The organism is Acinetobacter sp. YH12252 (assembly GCF_013417365.1).
GTDB classification, from domain to species: Bacteria; Pseudomonadota; Gammaproteobacteria; order Pseudomonadales; family Moraxellaceae; genus Acinetobacter; species Acinetobacter towneri.
Genome location: NZ_VPEA01000004.1, coordinates 36416 through 61553 on the forward strand (window position 1 = coordinate 36416; position 25138 = coordinate 61553).

Consider the following 25138-nt stretch of genomic DNA (forward strand, 5'->3'; position numbering starts at 1 on the left):
TTTTTCATCATAAACACCCCTTTGGTTTAATGTAGATGATTGATTTTTTAATGAATTTGGAACACTGGCTGCCATTATTACTCGATAATTATGGTCTGTGGATCTATGCCATTTTGTTTCTGATTATTTTTGCAGAAACAGGTTCTGTGTTCATGTTCTTTTTACCAGGCGATAGTTTGCTGATCGCAATTGGTGCCTTGTGTTCCACCACCGATGTGGTGCATTTGCACTATATGGGGATTTTACTTTTTGTCGCTGCGGTCTTGGGATATAGCGTCAACTATTACACTGGACGAATTCTAGGGGTGAAGTATTTTCATCAACATTCACGTTATTTCAAACCTGAATATATTGTCAAAACCAACCATTATTTTATGAAACATGGTGGCAAAACTATTTTAATGGCGCGTTTTATACCGTTTGTTCGTTCATTTGCACCATTTGCTGCAGGGTCAGGGCACATGCCTTTGGCGACCTTTAGTTTTTATAATGTGGTGGGTGCTGCCGTATGGATTTTTTCTTTAATGGCAATAGGTTATGGCTTGGGTAATATTTTGTCTTGGTTGGGTGATTGGATTTAAATTCCTCATTTTTCTATTTTCTTCTTCTAAATCCACCGCGATAACTAAAAAAGTGGATTGATGGCCACAAAAAAAGCCCACCGTGTGGACTTTTGATATTGTTCAGTTTTAGTGTTTGGTGACAATTAATTCTGTGCCACCCAAGCGCGGGCTAAAAGTATCGTTACTTTGAATTGAAAACTCACCCTTTTCCGCTTCTTTAGACAAGTACATGCTTAATGATTGGAAATCTGCACGACTGATCCATAAATCCTGAGCACGAATACTCCACTGTTCGCCCGCATTAAGATGGTCGATTTTGCCTGAAATTTTCGTCAAGATATCCATTTGAAACCCATGATTACAAAAGTCATTTAAAGGAGATAAAAGTTGAGAATTCAACTTTTTCTGGATGATTATCATGTGACAAAATTATTTCATTTTGATGACATTGGGTTTAAGACTTTGGGCTAATTGGGGATAAAAAGTAAAATTATTCTTTAGAAAAATTTGAATTTTTTAAGATATAGTCAATTTCTTCTTGGGCTGCAGCATGTAGTCGCGCACGAAAGATCGTTACCGCCTGCTCAATTTGAGTTTCGGCTTCTAGCTCTAAACGCAAACGTACACTTTCAAGTTCAGAAACAATTTGATCATCACTTACCGCAGTTGCGGCTTGATTAAAAGTCACTGCAGGTAATTCAGGATTTTGCTCATAACGTGCAGTATAGTTTGAAATTTCCTGATCCAGACTTTGACGCATCAACTCAAGTGCTTGAGTTTGTTCTGCAAAGCGTTGCGCTTCATCTTGCTGTAGCTGTGCAGCATAAGCGGCTTGTTCTGCACGTTGCTGTTCTAATTTGAGTTCGAGTGCCAATTGGCGACGTTGCCGTGCTTCTTCAATCAAACGTGCTTTCAGGTCAGCATAGGCTTGTTCAATTTTTTCCTGTGATTGTTGCTGAGCGCGCTGATCTTCTGCAATCCAGTTGTGTAATTGCGTTTCAGGTTGCAAGACCTCACAAATTCGATGCAGATCATCCATAAATGTCTGGCGCACAGCCTGAGGCGCGGTTAACCAGCGCTGTTTAAAATCTGAGCCGACATTTAAAGTCACCGCATCTCTCCTTATTTTGAGCAGTATTTTTAAAAAAACGTTTTAAAATTAAAGCTTAAACGTCTGTGGTTCTATGCCCAAACGTCGATATTGTTTAAATTTTTCACGTCCAAGCACTTTAGCTGCTTCGTGATTTTCAATAATCTCAATAATGTGACTAAATTTTGCATAGGCTTCAAGTGCCTGACTGTTAAAATTAAACATAATCCAGTCCGATTGCTGCGGTAATTCGGCAGAAATACATACGCTGGCCTGTGTTTGGTTAATGCCATGTGGAATAAAGCTGCTGGCATCAAAACTCCACAGACGCTCATCCAATATTTGCTGTAACTCTGGATCAGGGCAATGCAGCCAAATGCGTGCCTGCTGCCGCAAAATTTTGCGGCATAAACGGCAAGTGCTTTCCACTTGCCGTTCAGGACTTTTTTCAAACAAATAAAAGCTAACTTTAGCCATTATTGCTTGCACGTTGTGCGAGGAACTGCATCAATAACGGTACAGGACGACCTGTTGCGCCTTTATTGCTGCCTGAATTCCATGCAGTGCCTGCAATGTCTAGATGCGCCCAGCGATAGTCACGGGTAAAGCGTTGCAAGAAGCATGCTGCAGTAACTGAACCTGCTTTAGGCCCACCAATATTGCCAATATCGGCAAATGGTGAATCCAGTTGTTCTTGGTAATCGTCAATCACGGGCATACGCCATACACGGTCAAATGCAGTGTGTCCCGCAGCATCCAATTCCGCCGCAAGTTCATCATCTGGGGTAAACATGCCTGTCAGTACCGAACCGAGTGCAACCACGCAAGCGCCTGTTAAAGTCGCAATATCAATCACCAAAGCAGGGTTGAAGCGTTTCACATAGGTTAGGGTATCGCACAGCACCAAACGACCTTCGGCATCGGTATTTAAAATTTCGATGGTTTGGCCGCTCATACTGGTCACAATATCACCCGGGCGAGTGGCTTTGCCTGACGGCATATTTTCTGCAGCGGCAATCGTGCCGACCACATGGATAGGTAAACGTGCTTCACACAGCGCGCGCATGGTGCCTAAAACTGAAGCAGAACCACACATATCAAATTTCATTTCATCCATCCCTAAGCCGGGTTTGAGTGAAATGCCGCCTGTATCAAAGGTGATGCCTTTACCAACCAATACCACAGGTGCTTCATCACGCTGTGCTTGGTATTCGAGGCTAATGATGCGTCCTGGACGGTCTGAACCCTGACTGACTGCAAGGAAAGCACCCATGCCCAATTCCGCTATTTCTGCTTCATCTAAAATGGTGACTTTGAGTAGGTCTGGATATTCTGCCGCAAGTGCTTGGGCTTGTTCTGCCAAATATTCAGGGAAACAAATATTGCCCGGGCGGTTGCCCAAGTCGCGAGCCATGTTTTGACCTGATTGCATGGCTTCAATTAACTGCAACTGATCGGCAGTCAGTGAGCTGTCCTTGGCAATTAAGTTGATTTGTTCAAGCTGAAACTCATTCTTTTTGCTTTTGTATTCATCAAAAGCATAGGCTGCTTGGGTCAGGCTGAGTGCAAATACATAATGCAGCTCGCTAGGCAGGGCAGACAAGTCAATGCTGATCTGTTTAAATTTTTTTTGTGAAGATTTGATAATGCTTTGTGCAATTTTTGCCAGCTTTGCGGCTGGTAATTCTTCGGTTTTACCCAAACCGATCAGGTTGCTATTGGCGCATTCAACAACGCTAGCCACCAAACTTAAACTTTCATTAAAGCCTGCTTTAAATTGTGTCGCTTGAATAATGCTGTCTAAATCCTTGATTTGATAAGCAGCAGTTGCCTGTGGCACCTGTTCTGCAGCCACTAAAATTGACAAAGATTCACTCGCGCTGTGTTCTTGGAATGAGGGACTTAAGCTAAATTTAATCACTGGATTTTATGCCTATCTAAATGTGCAAACTATGCAACCATTGAAACATTTTTATGCGTCGAGTTTCAATGTATAACAAGGCGATAGGTTTTATATTTTCAACATTCAGGTAAACTAACGCGAATTGGATTCCCTCACATTTTGGAAGAAATAATTTGATTATTCGGCGTTATTTGGTCAAGCAAGTTGTGTCGACATCCTTGGTTGTGATTGCCTTACTGACTTTGATCATGATGGGTGGTCGCTTGATCAAGTATTTTGGCGTGGCGGCACAAGGGCGTTTGGATGCGAGTATTTTATTCAGCATCATTGGCTATCGCTTGCCTGAATTTTTGACGCTGATCTTACCTTTGGGTTTCTTTATTGGTTTGATGCTGGTATTTGGTCGTTTATATGTCGACCATGAAATGGCGGTGCTCAATAGTAGTGGTGTGAGTCGGCATCAACTGGCACGTTTATTGGTGCCAATGACCTTGGTATTTCTAATCGTTCAAGGTTTCTTAATGCTGTGGGCATCACCGTGGGGACTGCGTCAGTTTGAAGCATTGACCACCAGTCAGGCAGTACGCACAGGTTTTGATTTGGTGCGACCCAAAGAATTTATTTCTTCAGGGCCATATACCATTTACGCAGGTGATCTGTCCGAAGATCGTAAAAACCTGAAAGATATTTTCTTTTATCAACGTGCAGAAAAAGCAGGTCGTCCTGATGTCATGATTCTGGCAAAAGAAGCGACACGGGTAGAGTTGGAAAATGATCCTGCCAATGTGGTGGATTTGGTCGAAGGGCGTCGTTATGAAATATTTCCGGGCACAGCCAAATATTCACAGGCAGAATTCCAAAGTTATCGTTTACGTTTAGAAAATGATAAAGAAGCCAAATTTGAAAGTGCCGAAGTAGAAGCCTTAACCACCTCGCAACTTTGGAAAAACCGTGCAGACCCTGTGGTTGCAAGTGAACTCGGCTGGCGTATTTTTGTGCCTTTTGCGATTGTGGTGGCGTTGTTTTTAGCCGTGGCATTGTCAGAAGTTAGTCCGCGTCAGGGGCGTTATTTAAAACTGTTTCCTGCCTTGTTAATTTTCGCCAGTTTGATTGTGGCGCTCATGGCGGTTAAAACCCGTATCAGCAAACAAGAAATGGGCATGATTGCTTATCCGTTGGTGTTGTTGGCTTATGCGATTGCGGCAGCCTTGTTCTCACGTAAACAAAAACTAGCACCTAAAATTAAGCAGCAAATTCAGCGAGTGAGGTCTTAAGATGTTGGCACGTCGTATAGTTGCAAAACACGTCACCAAGACCACTGCACTGGCTATGTTTGGTGCAACGGCAATTTTGTCTGGTTTGCAGGTGTTGTTTACCTATTTAGGCGAATTGGGTTCACTCAATGAAAACTATAGTGCATGGCAGGCATTGCTGTATGTATTGTGGGGTGCGCCAAATTATCTCTATGAAATTTTGCCGATTTCTGCCTTGATTGGCGCAGTGTTAGGCTTGGGTACGTTGGCATCCAACAGCGAATTGATTGTGATGCGTTCTGCAGGGATTAGCCTGTGGCGTATTGTGGGATGGGTGATTCGTTCCGCCATGGTATTGGTACTGCTGTCTTTTGTGCTCAGTGAATGGGTGATTCCATACACCAATGAACAAGCCAAAAGTGTTAAAAGTCACCGTAGCGTCGCTGAGCTGGGTGAAGTTCGTGGCTATTGGTCGCGCGAAGGCAATCGTTTTATTTATATTGACTACGCCAATGCCCAAGGGCAGCTCAAAAATGTACAAGTGGTCGATTTTGATGATAATTATCGCTTGCGTGGTACATTGTCTGCAGATCAGGGACAGTTTGTTAAAGACGGTAGTTGGTTGCTCAATCAAACTGAACAGATGGATATTTTGCAGGCGGGCAACGCGACTTTAGCTAAAAACAGCGAACAGGCTTTGGCTTTAGCATTGCAACCGAAATATGTGCACATGGTCACCATCGACCCTGAAGATTTATCCCCAAGTCAATTGGTCAGTTTCATGAGTTATATGCATGAATACAGCCAAGTACCCAAAACCTACCAACTGGCGTTCTGGCAAAAACTTGGTGCACCCTTTGCGCTGATTGCTTTGGTGGTGATTGCTTGCTCCTTTATTTTTGGGCCGTTACGTCAGCAATCTATGGGTTTCCGTTTGGTGATTGCTTTATTTGTCGGCTTAACCTTCTTTTATTTACAGGATTTCTTGGGCTATGCCAGCTTGGTCTATGCACCATCGCCTGCGTGGTTCGTATTTATTCCTATTATTCTGATGTTTGTCATCGGCGGTTACTTACTGCATCGTGCGCGTTAAGTGCGGACCGATGCTGCTGCTTTTTCCGTATGATTGGGTAAACCTATCTGAATCAGTGGCGGAAACCATCTTCTGAACATAGAGTCTTGACGCAAAATTCGTTAAGATAGCATGATTAATTTGTAGACGAAAAAGAGTATTGATTATGGCGGATGCAACTGCTGGCAAAATCCCTCACGTATTGGTGATTATGGATGGTGTGGGTCATCGCGAAGCGGTCGAAGACAACGCGTTTTTAGCAGCGAAACGACCAAATTTGACTGCTATGCAGGAAAAGCATCCGCATGGTTTGATCTCTGGTTCAGGTGAAGATGTGGGCTTGCCAGATGGTCAAATGGGTAACTCTGAAGTTGGTCACATGAACTTGGGTGCAGGACGTGTGTTGTACCAAGACTTTACCCGTATTACCAAAGACATTCGTACAGGCGCTTTCTTTGAACATGAAGTGTTGGTCGATGCGGTAGAAAAAGCCAAAGCAGCCAACGGTGCAGTGCATCTGCTTGGTTTATTGTCTGAAGGCGGTGTGCATTCGCATGAAGATCATATCGTGGCGATGGCAGAATTGGCATTAAAACGTGGTGCAAAAGTTTATCTACATGCCTTTTTAGATGGCCGTGATACGCCACCAAAAAGCGCGCAGCCTTCTTTGGAAAAACTGGACGCATTATTTGCACAATATCCAAATCAAGGTCGTATTGCCAGCCTGATTGGTCGTTACTATGCGATGGATCGTGACAACCGTTGGGATCGTGTAGAACAAGCCTATCGTTTACTTACCGAAGGTGAGGCAGTACGTACTGCGGCAACCGCGGTAGAAGGCTTGGCAGCGGCTTATGCGGCAGAGGAAAGTGATGAGTTTGTGAAAGCCACCCGTATTGGTGAAATTGCCAAAATTCAAGATGGCGACAGCGTGGTGTTTATGAACTTCCGTGCTGACCGTGCGCGTGAATTGACCAAAGCTTTTGTGGAACAAGACTTTGCTGGTTTTGAACGTAAAGTTGTGCCGCAATTGTCTAAATTTGTGATGCTAACCCGTTATCAAGCCAGCATTGCTGCACCAGTGGCGTACATGCCAGAAGATTTGAAAAACTCCATTGGTGAATATTTATCAGACTTGGGCAAAACGCAATTGCGTATTGCTGAAACTGAAAAATACGCACACGTGACGTTCTTCTTTAGTGGTGGCCGTGAAGATGAATATCCGGGTGAAAAACGCATCCTGATCCCATCGCCAAATGTAGCAACCTATGACTTAAAACCTGAAATGAGCGCTTATGAAGTGACTGATGAACTGGTTGCAGCCATTAACTCAGGTGAATATGACTTGTTGGTGGTGAACTATGCCAATGGCGATATGGTCGGTCATACTGGTGTGTTTGATGCAGCTGTCAAAGCAGTTGAAGCGGTAGATACCTGCTTAGGTCGCGTTTATGAAGCGGTGATGGCGAAACAAGGTCACATGATTATTACAGCTGATCATGGTAACGTCGAGCAAATGCAAGACTATGACAGTGGTCAGGTACATACTCAGCACACCACTGAATTGGTGCCATTCATTTATGTAGGCCCAACTCAGGCCACCATTTTGGAAGGTGGTGTGTTGGCAGATGTTGCACCAACTTTATTGAATTTGATGCAATTGCCAGTGCCAGCAGATATGCAAGGTCGCAACTTAATTCGCTTACAGGCATAACCCTCGATACAGGTAGATGATGGAATGACGGCTCACAAAATTTATGCGGTTGTGTTGGCAAGCGTGTTGTGTGCCAGTCATTCGAGTGTTTGGGCTGCGCCAGATTGGGAGTTAGATGGCCCTACACTACAACAGGACTATGTCGATGTGCCTGTAGAGTCGATACAGGAATTTGTACAAATCTATGGCATTGTCAAAGACAACTATGTGACTGAAAAAAGTGATGATGCCTTGTTTCAGCAAGCCATTCGTGGCTTGGTGAGCGGTTTAGACCGTTATTCACGCTATTTAACTGCTGAAGAATATAAACAACTTTTACAATATACCGAAGGCGACTTGGCCTCGGTTGATTTTACTTTGCGCTATGACGCTGCCCAGCAACATTGGGTCATTCAAAATTTAAGTGCCAATGCCGACTCGGCTAAACAAGGGCTGAAGAATGGCGACAGCCTATTTAAAATTGATAACCAAGAACTGAAAAAGCTGAGTGCAGATCAGGTCAATAACCTGCTCACAGGCTCAGTGGGATCGACTGTAAGCGTACAACGTGCAGCCAATCAGCCTGAAATTATGTTGGTACGCAACAAAAAAGTAGAAACCGATATTCAGGCGCAGATGCTTTCTAATCAGGTCTTGTTGTTAAAAGTACGTGTGTTTCAGCAAGACACCGCCAATGAAATTAAACGCTTAATTGAAGAACATAGCACGCCACGCTTAAAAGCCGTATTGATTGATCTGCGTAATAACCCAGGAGGCTTACTGTCTGCTGCGGTGGAATCTGCCGATTTATTTTTAAATCAGGGTGTGATTGTATCGACCAAAAGTCGTTCTGAAGGCGATCAACAATTTCAGGCGTTACCTAGCTTTGAATTTCAAAATTTAAAAGTCGGAGTACTGATTAATCATCGCTCTGCATCTGCGGCAGAAGTCTTTACTGGTGCTTTAAAAGACCATTCACGCGCTTGGGTGATGGGCGAAAAAAGTTATGGCAAGGGGGTGGTGCAAAAGCTGTTCCCACTTAGCGATGGTGCTGCCTTACAAATGACGGTTTCGCATTATTACACCCCACGCGAGCAAATGATTGAAGGGGTTGGGATTCAGCCGAATCAGCAATATATTCAAAGTCCTGAAATGAAAGAAGAGGCTTATCTTGAGCATGTGGCAGATTTACTGCTGAGCCGCCGTTAAGTCTCATCTGAGTAACACGTATTTTTAGACAGTCTTCATTGTTTAGCGTTTACTCATCTTCAGTATCTAATCCAAACTTTTTCAGACGATAGCGCAAAGAACGGAAAGACATGCCCAATTTTTTTGCTGCCAACGTACGGTTCCAGTGGGTCAGGTGCAGCGCATTCAGTAAAATGTCTTTTTCTACTTTTTCCAAGTAGGCTTCTAAACCTTCTTCAGGCAGTTTGCGTCCTGTCAGCAATACATCTGTCACGATCTGCTGTGGTGTTTCTGCTGTAGGTTGTGATTCAGTGGTTGCTGTATTGCTCATACTGAATTGGCGCAAGGGTGCGGTTTGTAAGTGTTTGAGATCAATAACATCATCATCACTCAGGGTAATGGCACGTTCAATAATATTGCGTAACTCACGCACATTACCAGGATAGTACTGTTCTAATAAAAATTGCTGGGCACGAGGTGTCAGTTGTTTGGCAGGAATGTCCCATTCTTGTGCAACTTTTTGAATGAAGTGGTCTGCCAATAACAGAATATCTTGTCCACGTTCACGCAAGGCAGGCAAGACCAAATCCATCACGTGAATACGGAAGAATAAATCCTGACGGAAACGTCCTTGCTGAACCAAACTTTCTAAGTCCTGATGACTGGCGCTGATCACACGAAAATCGACATCAATTTCACTATCTGAACCCACAGGACGGATGCGCTTTTCCTGAACGGCACGCAGCAGTTTGACTTGCATGCTCAGTGGCAGTTCGGCAATTTCATCTAAAAATAAGCTGCCACCATGTGCAGATTGAATCAGACCTTGTTTGTCTTGAGTCGCTCCTGTAAAGCTACCTTTTTTGTGTCCAAATAGCTCGCTTTCCATGAGTTCGGTGGGGATTGCACCACAGTTAATTGCAATAAATGGTCCTTCGTTGCGGTTACTTAAACGGTGAACCAAATTGGCGACAACTTCTTTCCCCGTACCCGATTCGCCTGTAATAAATACAGGCGCTTGCGAGCGCGCAATTTTTTTGATGGTGCTGCGCAATTGTTGAATAGGCAAAGACTGCCCAATCAACATTTTATATTCAAGCTGATCTTGGCTGTGATGATCGGTGGTGTCGAAAGGTTTATTCAGTGCTTTTTCAAGGAGTTGCTGTAAATGTATTTGATTGACAGGCTTGCTGACAAAGTCAAATGCACCTGCTTTTAAAGCAGCAATCGCAATATCCATATTGCCGTAGGCGGTCAATACGGCAACAGGTACATTCGGATATTGTTCGGAAATCCATTCAACCAGTTGCAAGCCATTGCCATCGGGCAGGTTTAAGTCGGTTAAGCAAGCATCGTACTGATGTTCTGCCAATAATTGCTTGGCTTGTGCTAAACGATACGCGACATGGGTTTGAATCCCCATACGTGCCAAAGTCATCTGCATGAGGGTACAAAGGTCTTCTTCGTCATCGACCAATAAAACCAAAGGTTGAACAGCGTGCATATTTTCCCCAAAACCACACAAAATTAAATCAAAACCACAGCAACAAGATTGATCCAATATCAATCGCGTTTATTCAATGGCACGTAGACATTTCATCCTGAAACATGCGCCTTGTTCTTGTTCTACATAGCTCAGCTTGGCTTGATTCGCCTCGCAAAAACTATGCGATAGATACAATCCTAAACCAGTTCCATTGATTTCGGTACTGAAAAATGGCTGGAACAGATAGAGGAGATCTTGACTGGCGACACCTGCACCAAAATCCCGCACATCAATATAAATATAAGTTGTTTGCGGGTAGACCGTAATCTCAATGGGCTGCTGTGCAGCATTGTGTCGAATGGCGTTACGAATCAGGTTAATCAGCACTTGGCGAAACTGTGATTCATCAAACTGGATGCTCAGTGGTTCGGTCAGTGTAAGCTGAATTTGACTCGCTGCATCAGGTAAATCTTCCTGAATGAATTGTGGCAAAAATTGATTGAGCTGAATCGCGACAGGCGTGGTTTGTTTATTTTTGACCATACTCAGCGTGTCGTGAATAATCTTATCAATCCGTGTCGCTTGTTTGCTGATCATGTCCGACAGCAATTGTTGCTGTGCAGCATCACTGCCTGTAAATAAATTGTTGGCTTGTACAATGGCTGCCAACGGGTTGCGAATTTCGTGTGCAATACTGGCAGAGAGTTGTCCCAAGGCGGCTAATTTGAGTTGCTGGACTTGCTGATTGATTTTACGTCCATCCTGCAGCGCCAATAAAGTCAGCGTTTGATGTGGCACTTTGAGTTTTTGTACCTGAATATGCACATGAAAATGACTCAGTTGCGACTCGAATTGAAATTTTTCTCCATCTTGCAATTGATCAAATTTGAACAGATCAAATAAATCGGGCTGAATTTTATATAGGGGATAGGTCGCGTGCGCATATTTAGGATGAATCCCCAACAAATGACAGGCTGCAGGGTTGCTGAGGACGACATGGCAATTTTCATCTAAAACCAAATAGCCCATTTCGGTTTGTTCTAAAATATAACGGTTGATATTTTGTAGGCGGTTTAATTCCAAAGATTGCGAAAAATTTAGATTTTCTAAAATTTGGAAACGCCGTACTGCAATACGTCCACTGCCATAAACCACCCAAAATAAAAATGCCAATAGCGCACTTTGACCAATATTATTTAGCGATGAAAAGTCCAGCAAACTCCCAACAAAGTGTTGGTAAATCACCATAATCATCGCGATGAGGGTAATGGCTAAGGCTTTACGCTTTTGCAGCAAGAGAGAGGCTGCAAAAATCGTGATCACAAACAGCAGACTTAAATATAAATTAGGGCCATCACTGGCAAAAGTCAGGCTACTCAGCGCGATAATATCGACTGCAAAAAACAGGGTCAGTTGTTGCGTGCTTTTAAAAGGAATATATTTATAGCTGATCAGTTGCAGGCAGCTAAAAATAAAATAGCAGACCAAGGTATACAGATATAAACCCGGGTGCTGATATTGTGTGCCAAGCTGCTGAAAGGTGAGCAGGGTAATCAGCAGCAAACAAAAGGCAATCAGCAGTCGGTAAGTACCATACCACATGCCAAGATGATACTGATTTAACTCAGAATGTTGTTTTAAATCTGGCATATCGTAAAGGTCTTATTTGTGCATCAACAGCGTTGAAAATTTAGGGTTTAATCAGTCCATAACGAATGGCAAGGTGAGTCAGTTTGACATCACTATCAATATTTAATTTTTCAAAAATACGGTAACGATAGGTATTTACGGTTTTTACACTGACAAACAACTTATCGGCAATTTCCTGTGCGCTAATACAATTCACCACCATCATCGCCACTTGCATTTCACGTTCTGAAAGACTATCAAAAGGCGATTGTTGTGTGTCAGATAAGTATGAACTTGCCAGTTGTTCGGCAATGTCGGCACTGAAGTATTTACCGCCCTGCATGACTTTTTTAATGGCACGTACCATTTCACTGACAGGTGCGCCTTTGGTGATATAGCCTTTTGCACCTGCTTTCAGCAATAAAGAAGGGTAGGGTTCTTCTGCCAAACCACTCACCGCCAAGACCTTAGTGTCTGGTGCAGTTTGCAATAGACGACGTGTGGTTTCTACGCCTCCAATCCCAGGCATGTTCACATCTAACAACACCACATTGGGATGATGCTGACGCACTAAGGTAATCGCTTCTTCACCCGATTCAGCTTGTCCAATCACCTGCACATCGGCATGGTCTTCGAGCATACGGCAAATCCCAGTACGTACCAATTCATGATCGTCGACTACTAAAACTGTGATCACCTACACTCTCCCTTTGAAAAAATCATCTTTTTTGTTACATAAAGCAAAATTAGCTTGCAATGAAACGACAAAATTAGCAATGCTATTCTTAATCTAGAATGAAAAGTTCTGCACAATATGGTGTCAAAAACGATTCATTGTTGTATTTTTAAATGTAAGGCATATTTGAGGTAATACGCAAATGTATCTTACCTCCCTGAGTTGAGTAAGCAGTCGTGAAAAATTCTAAGAAGTCGTTCATGCATGTGCTGGTCGCATCTATGATGTTCAGCCTAAGTTCTGTCAGTTTTGCTGAACTTGTCATCAATCCTTCCTCTGGGAGCGACGGTCAGGCGACCTTAAGTTGGTCTTCGGAGCAAGCCGATCAATTCTTAAATGGTGATCTGGAAAGTAGCAGTGCGAGCGCTCAGGCTACACCAGACACTTATGTTGCAGAGCCCACACCGCCAGGTTCAACCAAAATTACCACAACTGTACGTAGCAGCAATGGTGTTGCACCCGCGTCTACTACGCCAAAAACTGTCCGTATTTTAGATACTTCTGCTTATAGCAGCCAGCCTTCTGTTAATGCTCGCGCAGCTTTAGTGATGGATGCGCAAACTGGTGAAGTACTGTACAGCAAAAACACAAACGTAGCATTGCCAATTGCTTCAGTGACTAAAGTAATGACTGCAGTGGTCACCTCAGATGCCCGTTTGAATATGTCTGAACAAATTACCTTACAATCAATAGACTTTGCAGGTGCTGCAGGCAAAAACTCAAGTTCCACTTTACGTGTGGGTGACAAGCTCAACCGTGCCGAAGCATTATTATTTGCTTTAATGAAATCGGAAAATCCAGCAGCAGCAGCCTTAGCGCGTACCTACCCAGGGGGCAAAAGTGCCTTTGTTGCAGCCATGAATGCAAAAGCACGTGAATTGGGCATGAATGCTACCCGCTTTACCGAAGCCACAGGTCTAGACCCGCGTAACGTTTCTTCTGCACGTGATTTGGGAATTTTGGTGAGTACTGCCTCGCAATATGGTTTGATTCGTCAATTCTCAACGACGCCAACGTATGACTTTAACTTGGGTTATCGTGTTTTAAAATCTAACAATACCAATGCACTGGTACGTAATGGTGGTTGGAATATTAATCTGTCTAAAACAGGCTATATCAATGAAGCAGGGCGTTGTGTGGTGATGCATACCACTTTGAATAACCGTCCTGCAGTGGTGGTGCTTTTGGGTGCAGATACTTCACAAGCACGTACCAATGATGCAACTCGCTTAATGAGTTGGGCAAGTCAGTTACCTAAACGTATTTAAGAGCACATTCAGCTTGGAGCGTTGAGTTATCAATCGTATGACTCAACTTCCGTTAAAGTTGCATGATTCCAAATACAAAAAAACCTGCTAATGCAGGTTTTTTTGATCACGATTCAAAACTTACATGTTTGAAAGGATAGAGTCTTTTACTTGTTGCATTGTAGCATCAATAGAGAGCATCACCGCATCTGCACATTGTTTCATTGCAGTGTCAGGATCTTTCAGACCGTTACCTGTTACGGTACATACAATCACAGAACCTTCTTTGATTTTACCTGCTTTGATGTCGCGCATTGCACCACCAATAGACGCAGCAGATGCAGGCTCAACAAATACGCCTTCATACATTGAAAGCATGCGTTGTGCTTCTAAGATTTCAGCATCAGTTAGCTCATCAAACCAACCTTCTGAATCGCGTACAACGGCTTTGGCATGGTTCCAGCTTTGTGGGTTACCAATACGAATTGCAGTTGCAACAGTTTCAGGGTTTTCTACAGGCGCACCACGTAAGAATGGCGCAGCGCCAGACGCTTGATAACCCACCATGATTGGGCGGCCTTCAGGGTTTGGACCTGTGAACTTGTCCGTTGCTGCGTCATAGACCACTTGCTCGAATTGATCGGCAGATTGGTTGGCAACCGCTTCGGTATAACCCATCCAGTGTGCAGTAATGTTGCCTGCGTTACCTACAGGTAAGCAGTGGTAATCTGGTGCACGACCTAACTCATCTACAATTTCATACGCAATGGTCTTTTGACCTTGTAGGCGGTAAGGGTTGATCGAGTTCACAATGGTCACAGGTGCTTGGTCAGCAACTTCTTTAACTAGACGCATACCATCGTCAAAGTTACCGCGGATTTGCATGGTGATGGCACCGTACATCATCGCTTGTGCCATTTTACCCATGGCAATTTTGCCTTCAGGAATTAAAACGAATGCTTTGATGCCTGCACGTGCAGCATAGGCAGCAGCAGCAGCAGAAGTATTACCTGTAGATGCACAGATAATGGCTTTTGAACCTTCTTCAACTGCTTTAGTAACTGCCATGGTCATACCACGGTCTTTAAATGAACCTGTCGGGTTTAAGCCTTCATACTTCACATAAATTTCAACATCTTTACCAATAATGCGTGGAATATTCTCAAGCTTAATCAGTGGCGTGTTTCCTTCGCCTAGAGAGATTGCACGTGTGGTTGCAGACACTGGTAAACGGTCACGATAACGGTCAACTAAACCAGTATAACGATTGGCATTCGACATGATGATGTTCCAATTGTGTGTAGAGCTTGGCAAGGGGAAATACTCCCCTTCACCCGATTAATTATCAAGCGATTCTAAACGAATTCGTACAATTTCGCCATGAATGGTTGGCAATGCTTGAATTTGTTGTAACGCTTCATCCATTTTCGATTCTAGGACTGGGTCAGTCAGAATCACGATAGGAATAAGGTCTTTTAAGCGTGATTGCTGCATGATGGCATCAATACTGATTCCCGCACGGCTTAAAATAGTGGTTACATCAGCAAGTACGCCAGTTTGGTCTTCGGCATTAATGCGAATGTAGTAACCCGTGGTCATTTCTTCACGGCTTAAAATTGGCAAGTCGGTTAAGGCTTCAAATGCCAATTGTGGAATTGTACCTGCGCCATCTTCGGTATAAGAAATGTCACGGACAATATCAACGACATCGGCAACTACCGCAGAGGCTGTTGGGCCTGCACCTGCACCTGCGCCATAATAGAGCGTTGGACCAACCGCATTGGCTTGTACCAAGACCGCGTTTTTCACGCCATTAACATTGGCAATCAATTCTTCTTCAGGAATTAAAGTTGGGTGAACACGCAGTTCAATGCCTTTGTCGGTACGACGGGCAATACCCAAGTGTTTGATGCGGAAACCGAGTTCTTCGGCATATTTCACATCTTGCGCGGTCACTTTGCCAATACCTTCGGTAAAGACTTTGTCAAACTGTAGTGGAATACCAAATGCACATGAAGCCAAAATAGTCAGTTTGTGTGCAGCATCAATACCTTCGACGTCAAAAGTCGGATCGGCTTCGGCATAGCCTAACTCTTGCGCTTCTTTCAGTACGTCTTCAAATGCACGACCTTTTTCACGCATTTCACTTAAAATGAAGTTGCCTGTACCGTTGATGATGCCTGCCAACCATTCAATTTTGTTGGCAGCCAAACCTTCACGGATGACTTTAATAATTGGAATACCACCTGCAACCGCAGCTTCATAGGCAATTTGTACGGCATTGTCTTCAGCTGCTTTAAATAGCTCATTGCCGTGTTCTGCAAGTAGGGCTTTGTTGGCTGTCACTACTTGTTTGCCGTGCTTCATGGCTTCCATGATCACGTCATAAGCAGGGTGAATACCGCCCATCACTTCAACCACCACGTCTACATCGGGTTGACGGACAATGTCCATCAAGTCGGAGCTTTGCTTGACCGATTCAGACAAGTTTAGGTCAGGACGCGGACGACGTGTTCCCACATAAGTGATTTCAATTTCACGACCGGTGCGACGTCTAATCTCAGCAGCATTTTCTTTTAATAGTTTAAGGGCACCACCACCCACAGTACCAAGACCGAGGATTGCCAGACGAACTGGTTTCACGTCACACTCCATATTTTAATAACTTTAAGCAAGCCTAGATCATAGCTAAAAAAACGCGCTGACTCTAGGGCAGATCTCACTTATCTTCACAGTATAAAAAAAAGTAAAATAACGCATAAAAAATCGTTATTTATATTGGCTTCATAGATGCTACGTCTTGGTATATTGGGATGATTCAGCATCTACAAAACCTCTATTTTTATTTGTCTAAACGCTTGATCAATTCAGCGGTAGACAGATAGCCGCCTAAATATACGCCTTCGGCATTATAAATTGCAGGTGTGCCATTGACGCCCATATTTAAGCCCAATTGATACTGAGCACGAACAGGGTTTTTACAGTTGGCAGGTGCAATTTGTGCGCCATTCATGACCTGATTAAAGGCAGCGTGACGATCTTCGCTACACCAAATTGCTTCCATAGCAGGCATGTGCTGTTCACCACGCGGCCAAGCAATGTAACGGACTTCAATGCCTTTACCATTCATTTCATCCATTTGTTCATGTAGACGATGGCAATATGGACAGCTGACATCGGTAAATACATAAATGACGTGTTTGGTTTTGCCTTTGGCAGGGAATACCAATAAATCTTCCTGTTTTAATTCAGCAAAAATTTTCTTGTTCACGCCTGCTTGCAGGTTTTCACTGACGTTATGTAGTTCTTTGTCACCTAAACGGATCACATCGCCCTGAATAATGTATTTGCCATCACTGGTGGCATAGACCGATGACATGCCTTCAAGACTCACCCAAAATAAATTTGGAACTTCAGTGGCTTTAATGTCGGTAATTTTGGCGTTGATACCTGCAGTTTTAAAATGTTGCTGCAAGGTTGTACTTAAACGCTGTTGTGCATTGCGTTCAATTAGGGTTGATGCTTCACCCGTTGCAGGCGCACTGGCGGTGAGCGTGGTTTGCTTTTTATCTTCATTGTTTGCATTTGAACATGCGGTGATTGCAAAAGCACTTGCCAGTGAACAGGCAATCAAAAGTGTCGAGCGGGTAAATGTCATAAACAACCCTTTCTTGTTGGCATAAAAAATAGAGCGTTAGCATAACAAAAAATATTCGTGATCGTTAGGGTCTGTTGCCATTTCATAAATGGCTTGCGTTCATAGATGAAGTGTCAACAGACCCTATGCTTCTACGTCGTTTTTGTTTTAAGCCCGTGGATGATGTTGGGCATGCAATTGCTGCATACGGATTTGTGCAACGTGGGTATAAATTTGTGTAGTGGATAAATCGCTGTGCCCGAGCAGCATTTGTACCACACGTAAATCTGCCCCATGATTGAGTAAGTGCGTGGCAAAGGCATGTCTTAACGTGTGTGGCGATAACTCGGCTTGAATGCCTGCTTGCAGGGCATAGCGTTTAATGGCATACCAAAAATTTTGTCGGCTCATAATGCCGCCATGCTGCGTTAAAAATAGATAATCTGTGGCGGTTTTATACAGTTGTGGGCGCGATTCTGTTAAATATTGCTCGATCCATTCACATGCGACTTGCCCCATGGGTACTAAGCGTTCTTTATTGCCTTTTCCCACAATGCGTAAATAACCTTGTTTGAGGTTAATCAAGTCTAGACGCAAGTTGAGTAATTCAGTGACACGTAAACCGCAGGCATACAGGACTTCCAGCATGGCACGATCTCGTAAGCCCAAGGCCGTCTGAATATTCGGTGCTTGAATCAATGCATCGACATCGGCTTCGGACAAGTCTTTGGGTAGAGCACGACCTAACTTAGGTGTTTTATGTGCTGCAACAGGGTTGTCAGAACGTAGTTTGTGTTCTCTTAAAAATTTGTAAAAAGAGCGCAGGGCAGAAAGACAGCGTGCTATCGAGCGTGGACTTTTCTGTTGTTTGGTCAGCGCAATCAACACATCAGAAATATCATCATGTTGCCAGTCTGGCATGGGTTTACTGACATATTCGCTGCACTGAATTAAATCGGATAAATAGGCATTACGTGTATGTGGGCTCACACTTTGTGCAATTAAATCATTGCGATAACCTTCCAAAAAACTCAGGGATTCTGGAATTTGAATTGCAGCAGGAATACGCGGTTTTTTGTTCAGCATAGTGATCACATGAAAAATCCCAATGTTGATTGGGAAAATCGATAATAAGCATAGTTATTTCCTACTCTAATCCAATTCAGTAAGCCTGTCGATGTGATATAAAACCATTAAATGTAAGTTGACCTTATTTGTTAATTATTCTCATTTGCGTATATAATGGGCAAAATAGTATAGGAATTTCACGGTGCGTTTGTCAGAACTCAAAGCAAAACAAACAGCCATCATTCGTCAGGTACTTCGGACTGCCGATGGTGGAACATCCCTAAATGATTTGGTTGCGAATCGCTTAGAAACGTTGGGCTTTGTGCCTGGAACGCCTGTGCAGGTGATTACCAAAGGTATTTTTGGTGGAGATCCGATCTTAATTCAGGTGGGATTTACCCGTTTTGCCTTGCGCAAAGTGGAAGCTGATCGCGTTGAAATTGAACAGGGAGTAACTGCATGAGTGATCCCTTACGTATCGCACTTGTAGGGAATCCAAACTGCGGTAAAACTTCTTTATTTAACCATTTGACAGGGACGCGTCAGAAAGTTGCAAACTATGCGGGTGTTACCGTAGAGCGCAAAGTGGGTCAGTTCAACTTGCCTTCGGGGCAGGCGGTACGTGTACTGGATTTACCAGGTACATACAGCCTAGAAGCCACCAGCCCAGATGAAGCCATTACCCGTGATGTAGTGCAGGGCAAAATTGCTGAAGAAGGTCAGCAAGATGCATTTTTGTGTGTGGTCGATGCGACCAACCTGAAACTGCATCTAGGTTTAGTACTTGAAATGATTGAGTTGGGACGTCCAATTTTATTGGTGCTCAACATGATGGATGAAGCACGCCGCCGCGGAATGCAAATTAATACGCAAAAGCTATCTGAGCGTTTGGGTGTGCCTGTGGTGGAAACCGTTGCGGTGCGTGATTCAGGTATTCAAAATTTAATGAATGCGTTGGATTTGGGTAAGTTTTCGGTACCACAGACTGAATTGACAGGCTTAAAAGGCAGCCAGCACCAACGTATTCAAACCATTTTGCATGATGTGGTGCAGTTTGTAGATGAAGAAGACAAACGCTCTGACTTTCTAGATAAAATTTTTCTGCATCCTGTGTTTGGCTTGGTAAGCCTTGCGGTGATGATGTTTATTGTCTTCCAGGCGGTATTTGCTTGGGCTGCACCGTTTATGGATGGCATCGAAAGTTTATTTGGCTGGTTAGGTGAAGTGATTGGCGAAAACATTAGTCATCCTTTGCTGAACAGCTTGATTGTGGATGGCATTATCGCAGGTGCAGGCGGTGTGGTAGTGTTCTTGCCACAAATTCTAATTTTGTTCCTGTTTATTCTGATTTTAGAAGAATCGGGCTATTTGCCCCGCGCTGCATTCCTACTAGATAAGCTGATGTTTAGTGCAGGCTTGAGTGGTCGTGCCTTTATTCCTTTGTTGTCCAGTTTTGCCTGTGCAGTTCCAGGGATTATGGCAACCCGCAGCATTGCTGATCCACGTGATCGTTTAACCACGATCATGGTTGCGCCATTGATGACTTGTTCCGCACGTTTGCCAGTATATGCCTTACTCATCGCAGCATTCATTCCCAATCAAACCGTATGGGGCATGTTTAATTTACAAGGTCTGGTCTTGTTCGGTCTGTATATGGCAGGCATTGTGAGTGCCTTGGGCGTATCTTTTGTGCTTAAATTTTTGCAAAAAGATAAATCTGAGCATGTCTTGTTGATGGAACTACCAAGTTACCGTTTTCCAGACCTAAAAAGTGTTTGGATTGGTTTGCTAGATCGCGCCAAAATTTTCTTGAAGCGTGTCGGTGGCATTATTTTTGCGCTGTCGATTTTATTGTGGTTCTTGTGTACCTTCCCGCAACCGCCTGAAGGTGCGACCCTGCCTGCAATTGACTACAGTTTTGCAGGGATGCTGGGGCATGTATTACAGCCGATTTTTGCTCCAGTTGGCTTTAACTGGCAAATTGTGATTGCCTTGATTCCTGCTATGGCAGCGCGTGAAGTGGTGGTGGCTGCATTAGGCACAGTCTATGCCTTATCTGCAGTGGATGAAGATGCTATGTCTCAAGGCTTGGCTGCATTAATCAGTGGCGGTGGCGAACTGGGCTGGTCATTGGCAACGGGTTTGTCGTTATTGGTGTGGTTTATTTATGCACCGCATTGTTTGGCAACTTTAGCAACGGTAAAACGCGAAACAGGATCATGGCGTACGGTCAGTATTATGACCTGCTATCTATTTGGTTTGGCTTATTTCATGTCATTCCTGACTTATCAAACGGCATCGTATTTGTTGGGTTAAGGCACATGCCTGACCTACAGGAGTAGATGAACATGGTTGAAATTTTAATTGTTGCTGCATTGGTACTGTGGAGTGCTGTAGTAGTCTTTAAAAAAGTCTTTCCCAAGACTTCTGGCGCAGTTTTTCTAAAACTCTCCAATTTCTGTACTGAAAAAGGCTGGCATGGCTTGGCCAAATGGCTAAAACCTGCAGCCGCGGCAGGCTGTGGCGGCAGTTGTGGTTGTGATTCTCAAGATCAACCCGCAGAAAAGAAAGTTGAAGTTCAAGCGGTGAAGTGGAAATAGGCTTGTTTATTCACTTTAGCAATATTCTTTTTAAAAACCGTCTGCAATATGACGGTTTTTTTAACGCACTGACACAAAAAAACTGCAGGAACTGCAAACAGAAAAAGCATTCAAAACAGCAAAGTGCTACTATTTTGTCTGTTTCAAAATTAGCGCACAAAATGGGGCAAAAATGTTAATACAACGTGGTGGATTAAAAGTCGTTGCAGGACTTGGTATTTCTGGTGTTGCAGCCGTTAATTTTTTACATCATCAGGGTTACCGCGTTGCTGTGACAGATTCTCGCCCCACACCCCCAGGGCATGACCAAATTCCTGCCGAAGTGGAAACCCGTTTTGGTCAGTTTGATCAGGATTTATTGTTGTCTGCAGAAGAAATTGTGATTAGCCCAGGGCTAGATCCAAAACTCCCTGAAATTCAGGCTGCGATGGCGCAGGGCATTCCTGTGGTGAGTGAAATTCAGATTTTACGTCGTGCGACCGACAAACCTATTGTGGCAATTACAGGGTCTAATGCGAAAAGTACCGTTACCACACTGATTGGTTTAATGGCAGAGCAGGCAGGCAAAAAAGTCGCGGTAGGTGGCAATTTGGGACGCCCTGCGCTGGATCTGATCAAAGATGATCCTGAACTGTATATTTTAGAACTCTCCAGTTTTCAGCTAGAAACCACCTCGAATTTAAATGCAGAAGTGGCGGTAGTGCTGAACATGAGTGAAGACCATTTAGACCGTCATGGCGATATGTTCGGTTATCACACCGCCAAACATCGTATTTTTCAGGGTGTGAAAAAAGTGGTGTTTAACCGTGATGATGCTTTGAGTCGTCCGTTGGTGCCAGATCAGACTCCTATGCAAAGTTTTGGCTTAAATGCGCCTGACCTAAACCAATACGGCTTATTAAAAGATGATGATGGCAGCATGTGGTTGGCACGTGGGCGTGAGCGTTTATTAAAAAGCACCGAGATGTATATTCAAGGCACACACAATATTGCTAATGCATTAGCGTGTTTGGCATTGGGTGAAGCCATTGGTTTATCTATGCACAGCATGCTGGAAACGCTGAAAACCTTTAAAGGTTTGGAGCATCGTTGTGAATTCGTCAAAGAATTATATGGGGTGCGTTATTATAATGACTCCAAAGGAACCAACATCGGTGCAACTTTGGCAGCTTTAGATGGCTTGGGTGCAGCAATTCAGGCACAAGGCGGTAAGGTTGCGATTATTTTAGGTGGGCAAGGCAAAGGGCAGGACTTCACTGCGCTACGCCAATCATTGCAACAATATGCCAAACTGGCAGTGTTGATTGGTGAGGATGCTACGAAAATTGAAACAGCAGTTGCGGGAACAACCCAACTCTTAACTGCAGATACCTTGCAACAAGCAGTTGAAATCTGCCAACAACATACACAAGCGCATGATGTGGTGTTATTGTCACCTGCATGTGCAAGTTTTGATATGTTCTCGGGCTATCCAGAACGTGGTCACAAGTTCGTTGCTTATGTCAACGCACTGGTATAACAACAATAAGGTGTGAGATATGGCTGGCTTTGCTCAGACAACAATCAATAAACTCAATCAGGTCTATGAGCGCTGGTTACCCAAACTGCCAGCGGAAGTGAATGTACGCAATGTACTGATTTTTAGCGTACTGGCGCTGTTATGTATTGGTTCAATCATGGTGACATCGGCTTCTATGCCTTATGCCGAGCGCATGCATGAAAATGCCTTTCACTATGTATTGCGTCATGGCATTTCTATTGTGGTGGCATTAATCGCTGCCGTGATTGCCTATAGAGTGCCGCTGAATACCTGGTTTAACAACACCTTCTTTCTGTGGATTGTGACCATTGCCTTGTTGGCTGCAGTGTTGCTGGTGGGTACTGAAGTCAATGGTTCTAAACGCTGGATTCGGGTCGCAGGTTTTACCCTGCAAGCTTCCGAAGTCGCTAAAGTGATGATGGCCATTTTTACCGCTGACTATGTGGTGCGCCGTGCCGAAGAAGTGCGTAATAACATTAAAGGTCTGATTCGTCTTGCAGTGATTATGGCAGTCACGGTAGGTTTGGTGATTGCAGAGCCTGACTTGGGGGCGACCGTGGTGATTGCCTTGACCATGTTAGGGGTCTTCTTTTTAGCTGGTGCGCCATTAATTCAGTTTGGTATTGCCTTTGGCGCGATTATTGCCGCCTTTGTGTTTTTGGTAGTATTTGAGCCTTATCGTTTTGAGCGTTTAATGTCGTTCTCAAACCCGTGGAATGACCCTTTGGGTGTCGGTTATCAGTTGTCTAACGCCTTAATGGCATTTGGACGCGGTGAATGGGCAGGCGTAGGCTTGGGGCATAGTATCCAGAAAATGTCCTATTTACCTGAAGCACATACGGACTTTATGTTGGCTGTCTTAGGTGAAGAGTTTGGCTTTTTAGGCATTTTTGTGGTGTTGAGCTTGTCTTTTGCTATGCTGATTGCCTGCATTAAAATTGGTCATCGCGCCCTGAAAAACCAGTACTTACGTGCAGGATATTTGGCTTATGGCATCAGCATTATCTTCTTATTACAGATTATGGTGAATGCAGGCATGAATATGGGTATGTTGCCTACCAAAGGTTTGACTCTACCTTTTATTAGTTATGGTGGTTCATCGTTAATTATGTGTGCAGTGATGGTGAGTTTGATTCTGAAAATTGAAGCCAGCACGCATGAGATTAACCCTAGCCGTGAAGAATCCAGCTTCTAGAATTTATCCTTCTATTTCGCTTCTGGCTGAGCATGGTGCAAGACCATGCTTGGCATGACTGTTCCGCAGTGTAAGCACTTGACTGTAGTATTTTTTTGTTTAGACATAGGAAACAAGGGAATAAAAAATAAGGAAAAATATTGTCGTTGCTGTCTGAGTTCATAGCTACTGCGAGTGCGGCAAACGGGGCAGCTAAATTGACTTTTCTCGACCACTTTGGTTTTCGGTCCAACACCAAAAATAAAAAACATGACACAATCTCAAATGATCCATTTCAATTTGAGCATAACTGAATTTTAAATTTTATAAATAATAGCCGTGTAAAGCTGTGCCTGCAGGAATACGTGAAAGATCCCATTGCTGAATGGCTTGCGTAAGCATGCGTGCAGGGGTGTCTAATTCGACAGTGGCTTGATTTAAGGCAGTTAAAGCGGCTTGTAGCAGCTTCGGTGCTTGGGCTAAATCTAAAGCTTGTGCCAAGTTCTGTTTAGACAGTTTTTGCCCTTGTGCATTCATGGCTAAAGGCAGGTGCGTGTAGCTGAGTTTAGGGTAGCCTAACAGTTGCCCCAAATAGATTTGCCGTGCGGTGTTGTCGAGTAAATCTGCGCCGCGAACCACATGGGTAATGCCTTGCAAATAATCATCCACCACCACTGCCAGTTGATAATTGATAATGCCATCACGCCGTTTTAGGACAAAATCGCCCAAGTCCTGCGCAAGGTTGGAACATTGTTTGTCTTGCAGGCGGTCTTGAAAGCAAATCTCTTGGTCTGTGACTTTGACTCGAATCGCTTGATTGGCAAAATCTAAACCTAAATTGCGGCAAGTCCCTGCATAAATATGATTGGAGCCAAGCATTTTGCGGGTGCATTGACAGGCATAGACCAAGTCGCGTTGCTGCAATTGTTGCAACACGGCTGCATAGAGATCGAGGCGATCTTTCTGGAAAATAATTTCGGCATCTGGCTCAAATTGAAAGGCATCAATACAACGCAAGATATGATTTTCACTGCCAGGGTAAATGCGTGGGATGTCAGTATCTTCAATACGTACCAGCCAAGTGCCGTGCTGGGCTTTGGCATCGCAATAACTGGCCACTGCGGTAATGAGTGAGCCAAAATGCAAAGGGCCGGTTGGCGATGGCGCAAACCGACCTATATAGCGAGTGAGCGAAACATCGTTTCGCTGCTGCTCAAGCTCCGAACTGTGTTCGGCTAGGTAATTCTCAACAGTCACGA

Annotated in this window: 24 protein-coding genes; 11 read left to right on the forward strand and 13 right to left on the reverse strand. The window is 43.9% G+C overall.

Features of this window, described 5'->3' with window-relative positions; all coding sequences use genetic code 11:
- The first annotated feature begins 35 nt into the window (after positions 1-35).
- On the forward strand, positions 36-581 hold the full coding sequence (locus FTV28_RS05275) for a VTT domain-containing protein (RefSeq protein ID WP_004975673.1): 546 nt from the start codon (positions 36-38) through the stop codon (positions 579-581).
- A gap of 108 nt (positions 582-689) precedes the next feature.
- On the opposite strand, the gene FTV28_RS05280 is transcribed toward FTV28_RS05275, so the two are convergent.
- From FTV28_RS05280 to FTV28_RS05295, 4 genes are all read right to left on the reverse strand, one after another.
- Positions 690-908 carry a hypothetical protein gene (locus FTV28_RS05280; RefSeq protein ID WP_096901968.1) on the reverse strand — a complete coding sequence of 73 codons (219 nt, stop codon included), beginning with the start codon at positions 906-908 and terminating at the stop codon, positions 690-692.
- 145 nt (positions 909-1053) lie between these two features.
- Positions 1054-1674, reverse strand: a complete 621-nt coding sequence (locus FTV28_RS05285; protein ID WP_004975677.1) for a hypothetical protein — start codon at positions 1672-1674, stop codon at positions 1054-1056.
- A gap of 48 nt (positions 1675-1722) precedes the next feature.
- Positions 1723-2130, reverse strand: coding sequence for a DNA polymerase III subunit chi (locus tag FTV28_RS05290; RefSeq protein ID WP_096901966.1), 408 nt, complete (start codon positions 2128-2130; stop codon positions 1723-1725).
- Complete coding sequence (locus FTV28_RS05295; protein WP_179989748.1) at positions 2123-3571, reverse strand: leucyl aminopeptidase; 1449 nt, start codon at positions 3569-3571, stop codon at positions 2123-2125. The genes FTV28_RS05290 and FTV28_RS05295 overlap by 8 nt, the downstream gene beginning before the upstream one ends.
- Before the next feature lie 158 nt (positions 3572-3729).
- Between FTV28_RS05295 and lptF the strand changes: the two genes are divergently transcribed.
- The 4 genes from lptF (at position 3730) to FTV28_RS05315 (ending at position 8783) form a co-directional block, all read left to right on the forward strand.
- Positions 3730-4830, forward strand: a complete 1101-nt coding sequence (gene lptF, locus FTV28_RS05300; RefSeq protein ID WP_004975682.1) for an LPS export ABC transporter permease LptF — start codon at positions 3730-3732, stop codon at positions 4828-4830.
- Position 4831: 1 nt separating this feature from the next.
- Positions 4832-5902, forward strand: a complete 1071-nt coding sequence (lptG, locus tag FTV28_RS05305; RefSeq protein WP_004975683.1) for an LPS export ABC transporter permease LptG — start codon at positions 4832-4834, stop codon at positions 5900-5902.
- Positions 5903-6047: 145 nt separating this feature from the next.
- Positions 6048-7595 (forward strand): 2,3-bisphosphoglycerate-independent phosphoglycerate mutase, encoded by a 1548-nt coding sequence (gpmI, locus tag FTV28_RS05310; protein WP_104852912.1) that lies wholly within the window; start codon positions 6048-6050, stop codon positions 7593-7595.
- A 24-nt stretch (positions 7596-7619) separates the two neighbouring features.
- Positions 7620-8783 carry a S41 family peptidase gene (locus FTV28_RS05315; RefSeq protein WP_004975690.1) on the forward strand — a complete coding sequence of 388 codons (1164 nt, stop codon included), beginning with the start codon at positions 7620-7622 and terminating at the stop codon, positions 8781-8783.
- Between the two features lie 49 nt (positions 8784-8832).
- On the opposite strand, the gene FTV28_RS05320 is transcribed toward FTV28_RS05315, so the two are convergent.
- The 3 genes from FTV28_RS05320 to FTV28_RS05330 all read right to left on the reverse strand — a co-directional run bounded on the left by FTV28_RS05320 (position 8833) and on the right by FTV28_RS05330 (position 12574).
- Positions 8833-10266 carry a sigma-54 dependent transcriptional regulator gene (locus FTV28_RS05320; protein ID WP_004975695.1) on the reverse strand — a complete coding sequence of 478 codons (1434 nt, stop codon included), beginning with the start codon at positions 10264-10266 and terminating at the stop codon, positions 8833-8835.
- 69 nt (positions 10267-10335) lie between these two features.
- Positions 10336-11898 carry a PAS domain-containing sensor histidine kinase gene (locus FTV28_RS05325; protein ID WP_167845705.1) on the reverse strand — a complete coding sequence of 521 codons (1563 nt, stop codon included), beginning with the start codon at positions 11896-11898 and terminating at the stop codon, positions 10336-10338.
- Between the two features lie 40 nt (positions 11899-11938).
- Positions 11939-12574 carry a response regulator gene (locus FTV28_RS05330; protein ID WP_004975702.1) on the reverse strand — a complete coding sequence of 212 codons (636 nt, stop codon included), beginning with the start codon at positions 12572-12574 and terminating at the stop codon, positions 11939-11941.
- Between the two features lie 215 nt (positions 12575-12789).
- Between FTV28_RS05330 and FTV28_RS05335 the strand changes: the two genes are divergently transcribed.
- Complete coding sequence (locus FTV28_RS05335) at positions 12790-13881, forward strand: serine hydrolase (protein WP_179989645.1); 1092 nt, start codon at positions 12790-12792, stop codon at positions 13879-13881.
- A gap of 120 nt (positions 13882-14001) precedes the next feature.
- On the opposite strand, the gene thrC is transcribed toward FTV28_RS05335, so the two are convergent.
- From thrC to xerD, 4 genes are all read right to left on the reverse strand, one after another.
- Positions 14002-15141 carry a threonine synthase gene (gene thrC, locus FTV28_RS05340; RefSeq protein WP_004975706.1) on the reverse strand — a complete coding sequence of 380 codons (1140 nt, stop codon included), beginning with the start codon at positions 15139-15141 and terminating at the stop codon, positions 14002-14004.
- 57 nt (positions 15142-15198) lie between these two features.
- On the reverse strand, positions 15199-16503 hold the full coding sequence (locus FTV28_RS05345) for a homoserine dehydrogenase (protein ID WP_096901944.1): 1305 nt from the start codon (positions 16501-16503) through the stop codon (positions 15199-15201).
- Positions 16504-16702: 199 nt separating this feature from the next.
- Complete coding sequence (locus FTV28_RS05350; protein ID WP_004975709.1) at positions 16703-17518, reverse strand: DsbC family protein; 816 nt, start codon at positions 17516-17518, stop codon at positions 16703-16705.
- Positions 17519-17665: 147 nt separating this feature from the next.
- Entirely contained in the window at positions 17666-18583 is a 918-nt protein-coding gene (gene xerD, locus FTV28_RS05355; RefSeq protein ID WP_179989647.1) for a site-specific tyrosine recombinase XerD, read from the reverse strand.
- A 184-nt stretch (positions 18584-18767) separates the two neighbouring features.
- Here xerD and FTV28_RS05360 point away from each other — a divergent pair, with 184 nt between their 5' ends.
- The 5 genes from FTV28_RS05360 to ftsW all read left to right on the forward strand — a co-directional run bounded on the left by FTV28_RS05360 (position 18768) and on the right by ftsW (position 23900).
- Positions 18768-19028 (forward strand): FeoA family protein, encoded by a 261-nt coding sequence (locus FTV28_RS05360; RefSeq protein ID WP_168418377.1) that lies wholly within the window; start codon positions 18768-18770, stop codon positions 19026-19028.
- Positions 19025-20881, forward strand: coding sequence for a ferrous iron transporter B (locus tag FTV28_RS05365; protein WP_179989649.1), 1857 nt, complete (start codon positions 19025-19027; stop codon positions 20879-20881). Before FTV28_RS05360 ends, FTV28_RS05365 begins: the two co-directional genes overlap by 4 nt.
- 32 nt (positions 20882-20913) lie before the next feature.
- On the forward strand, positions 20914-21165 hold the full coding sequence (locus FTV28_RS05370; protein ID WP_004975717.1) for a DUF6587 family protein: 252 nt from the start codon (positions 20914-20916) through the stop codon (positions 21163-21165).
- Positions 21166-21337: 172 nt separating this feature from the next.
- The gene (gene murD, locus FTV28_RS05375; protein ID WP_179989651.1) at positions 21338-22684 is read left to right on the forward strand and encodes a UDP-N-acetylmuramoyl-L-alanine--D-glutamate ligase; all 1347 of its coding nucleotides are present in this window, start codon (positions 21338-21340) and stop codon (positions 22682-22684) included.
- Between the two features lie 19 nt (positions 22685-22703).
- The gene (gene ftsW, locus FTV28_RS05380; RefSeq protein WP_179989653.1) at positions 22704-23900 is read left to right on the forward strand and encodes a putative lipid II flippase FtsW; all 1197 of its coding nucleotides are present in this window, start codon (positions 22704-22706) and stop codon (positions 23898-23900) included.
- Between the two features lie 11 nt (positions 23901-23911).
- On the opposite strand, the gene FTV28_RS05385 is transcribed toward ftsW, so the two are convergent.
- A complete protein-coding gene (locus FTV28_RS05385) occupies positions 23912-24151 on the reverse strand; it encodes a zinc-ribbon domain-containing protein (protein WP_104852920.1) in 240 nt (79 codons plus the stop codon).
- Positions 24152-24203: 52 nt separating this feature from the next.
- Entirely contained in the window at positions 24204-25136 is a 933-nt protein-coding gene (gene gluQRS, locus FTV28_RS05390) for a tRNA glutamyl-Q(34) synthetase GluQRS (RefSeq protein ID WP_179989655.1), read from the reverse strand.
- Positions 25137-25138: the final 2 nt, after the last annotated feature.

Coding starts and splice junctions, on each gene's coding strand:
- FTV28_RS05315 (WP_004975690.1), top strand. CDS start 7,620: ATGACGGCTCACAAAATTTATGCGGTTGTGTTGGCAAGCGTGTTGTGT.
- FTV28_RS05350 (WP_004975709.1), bottom strand. CDS start 17,518: ATGACATTTACCCGCTCGACACTTTTGATTGCCTGTTCACTGGCAAGT.
- FTV28_RS05320 (WP_004975695.1), bottom strand. CDS start 10,266: ATGCACGCTGTTCAACCTTTGGTTTTATTGGTCGATGACGAAGAAGAC.
- lptG (WP_004975683.1), top strand. CDS start 4,832: ATGTTGGCACGTCGTATAGTTGCAAAACACGTCACCAAGACCACTGCA.
- FTV28_RS05325 (WP_167845705.1), bottom strand. CDS start 11,898: ATGCCAGATTTAAAACAACATTCTGAGTTAAATCAGTATCATCTTGGC.
- gpmI (WP_104852912.1), top strand. CDS start 6,048: ATGGCGGATGCAACTGCTGGCAAAATCCCTCACGTATTGGTGATTATG.
- thrC (WP_004975706.1), bottom strand. CDS start 15,141: ATGTCGAATGCCAATCGTTATACTGGTTTAGTTGACCGTTATCGTGAC.
- FTV28_RS05365 (WP_179989649.1), top strand. CDS start 19,025: ATGAGTGATCCCTTACGTATCGCACTTGTAGGGAATCCAAACTGCGGT.
- FTV28_RS05370 (WP_004975717.1), top strand. CDS start 20,914: ATGGTTGAAATTTTAATTGTTGCTGCATTGGTACTGTGGAGTGCTGTA.
- xerD (WP_179989647.1), bottom strand. CDS start 18,583: ATGCTGAACAAAAAACCGCGTATTCCTGCTGCAATTCAAATTCCAGAA.
- FTV28_RS05290 (WP_096901966.1), bottom strand. CDS start 2,130: ATGGCTAAAGTTAGCTTTTATTTGTTTGAAAAAAGTCCTGAACGGCAA.
- murD (WP_179989651.1), top strand. CDS start 21,338: ATGTTAATACAACGTGGTGGATTAAAAGTCGTTGCAGGACTTGGTATT.
- FTV28_RS05275 (WP_004975673.1), top strand. CDS start 36: ATGATTGATTTTTTAATGAATTTGGAACACTGGCTGCCATTATTACTC.
- FTV28_RS05280 (WP_096901968.1), bottom strand. CDS start 908: ATGGATATCTTGACGAAAATTTCAGGCAAAATCGACCATCTTAATGCG.
- FTV28_RS05385 (WP_104852920.1), bottom strand. CDS start 24,151: ATGTTTTTTATTTTTGGTGTTGGACCGAAAACCAAAGTGGTCGAGAAA.
- ftsW (WP_179989653.1), top strand. CDS start 22,704: ATGGCTGGCTTTGCTCAGACAACAATCAATAAACTCAATCAGGTCTAT.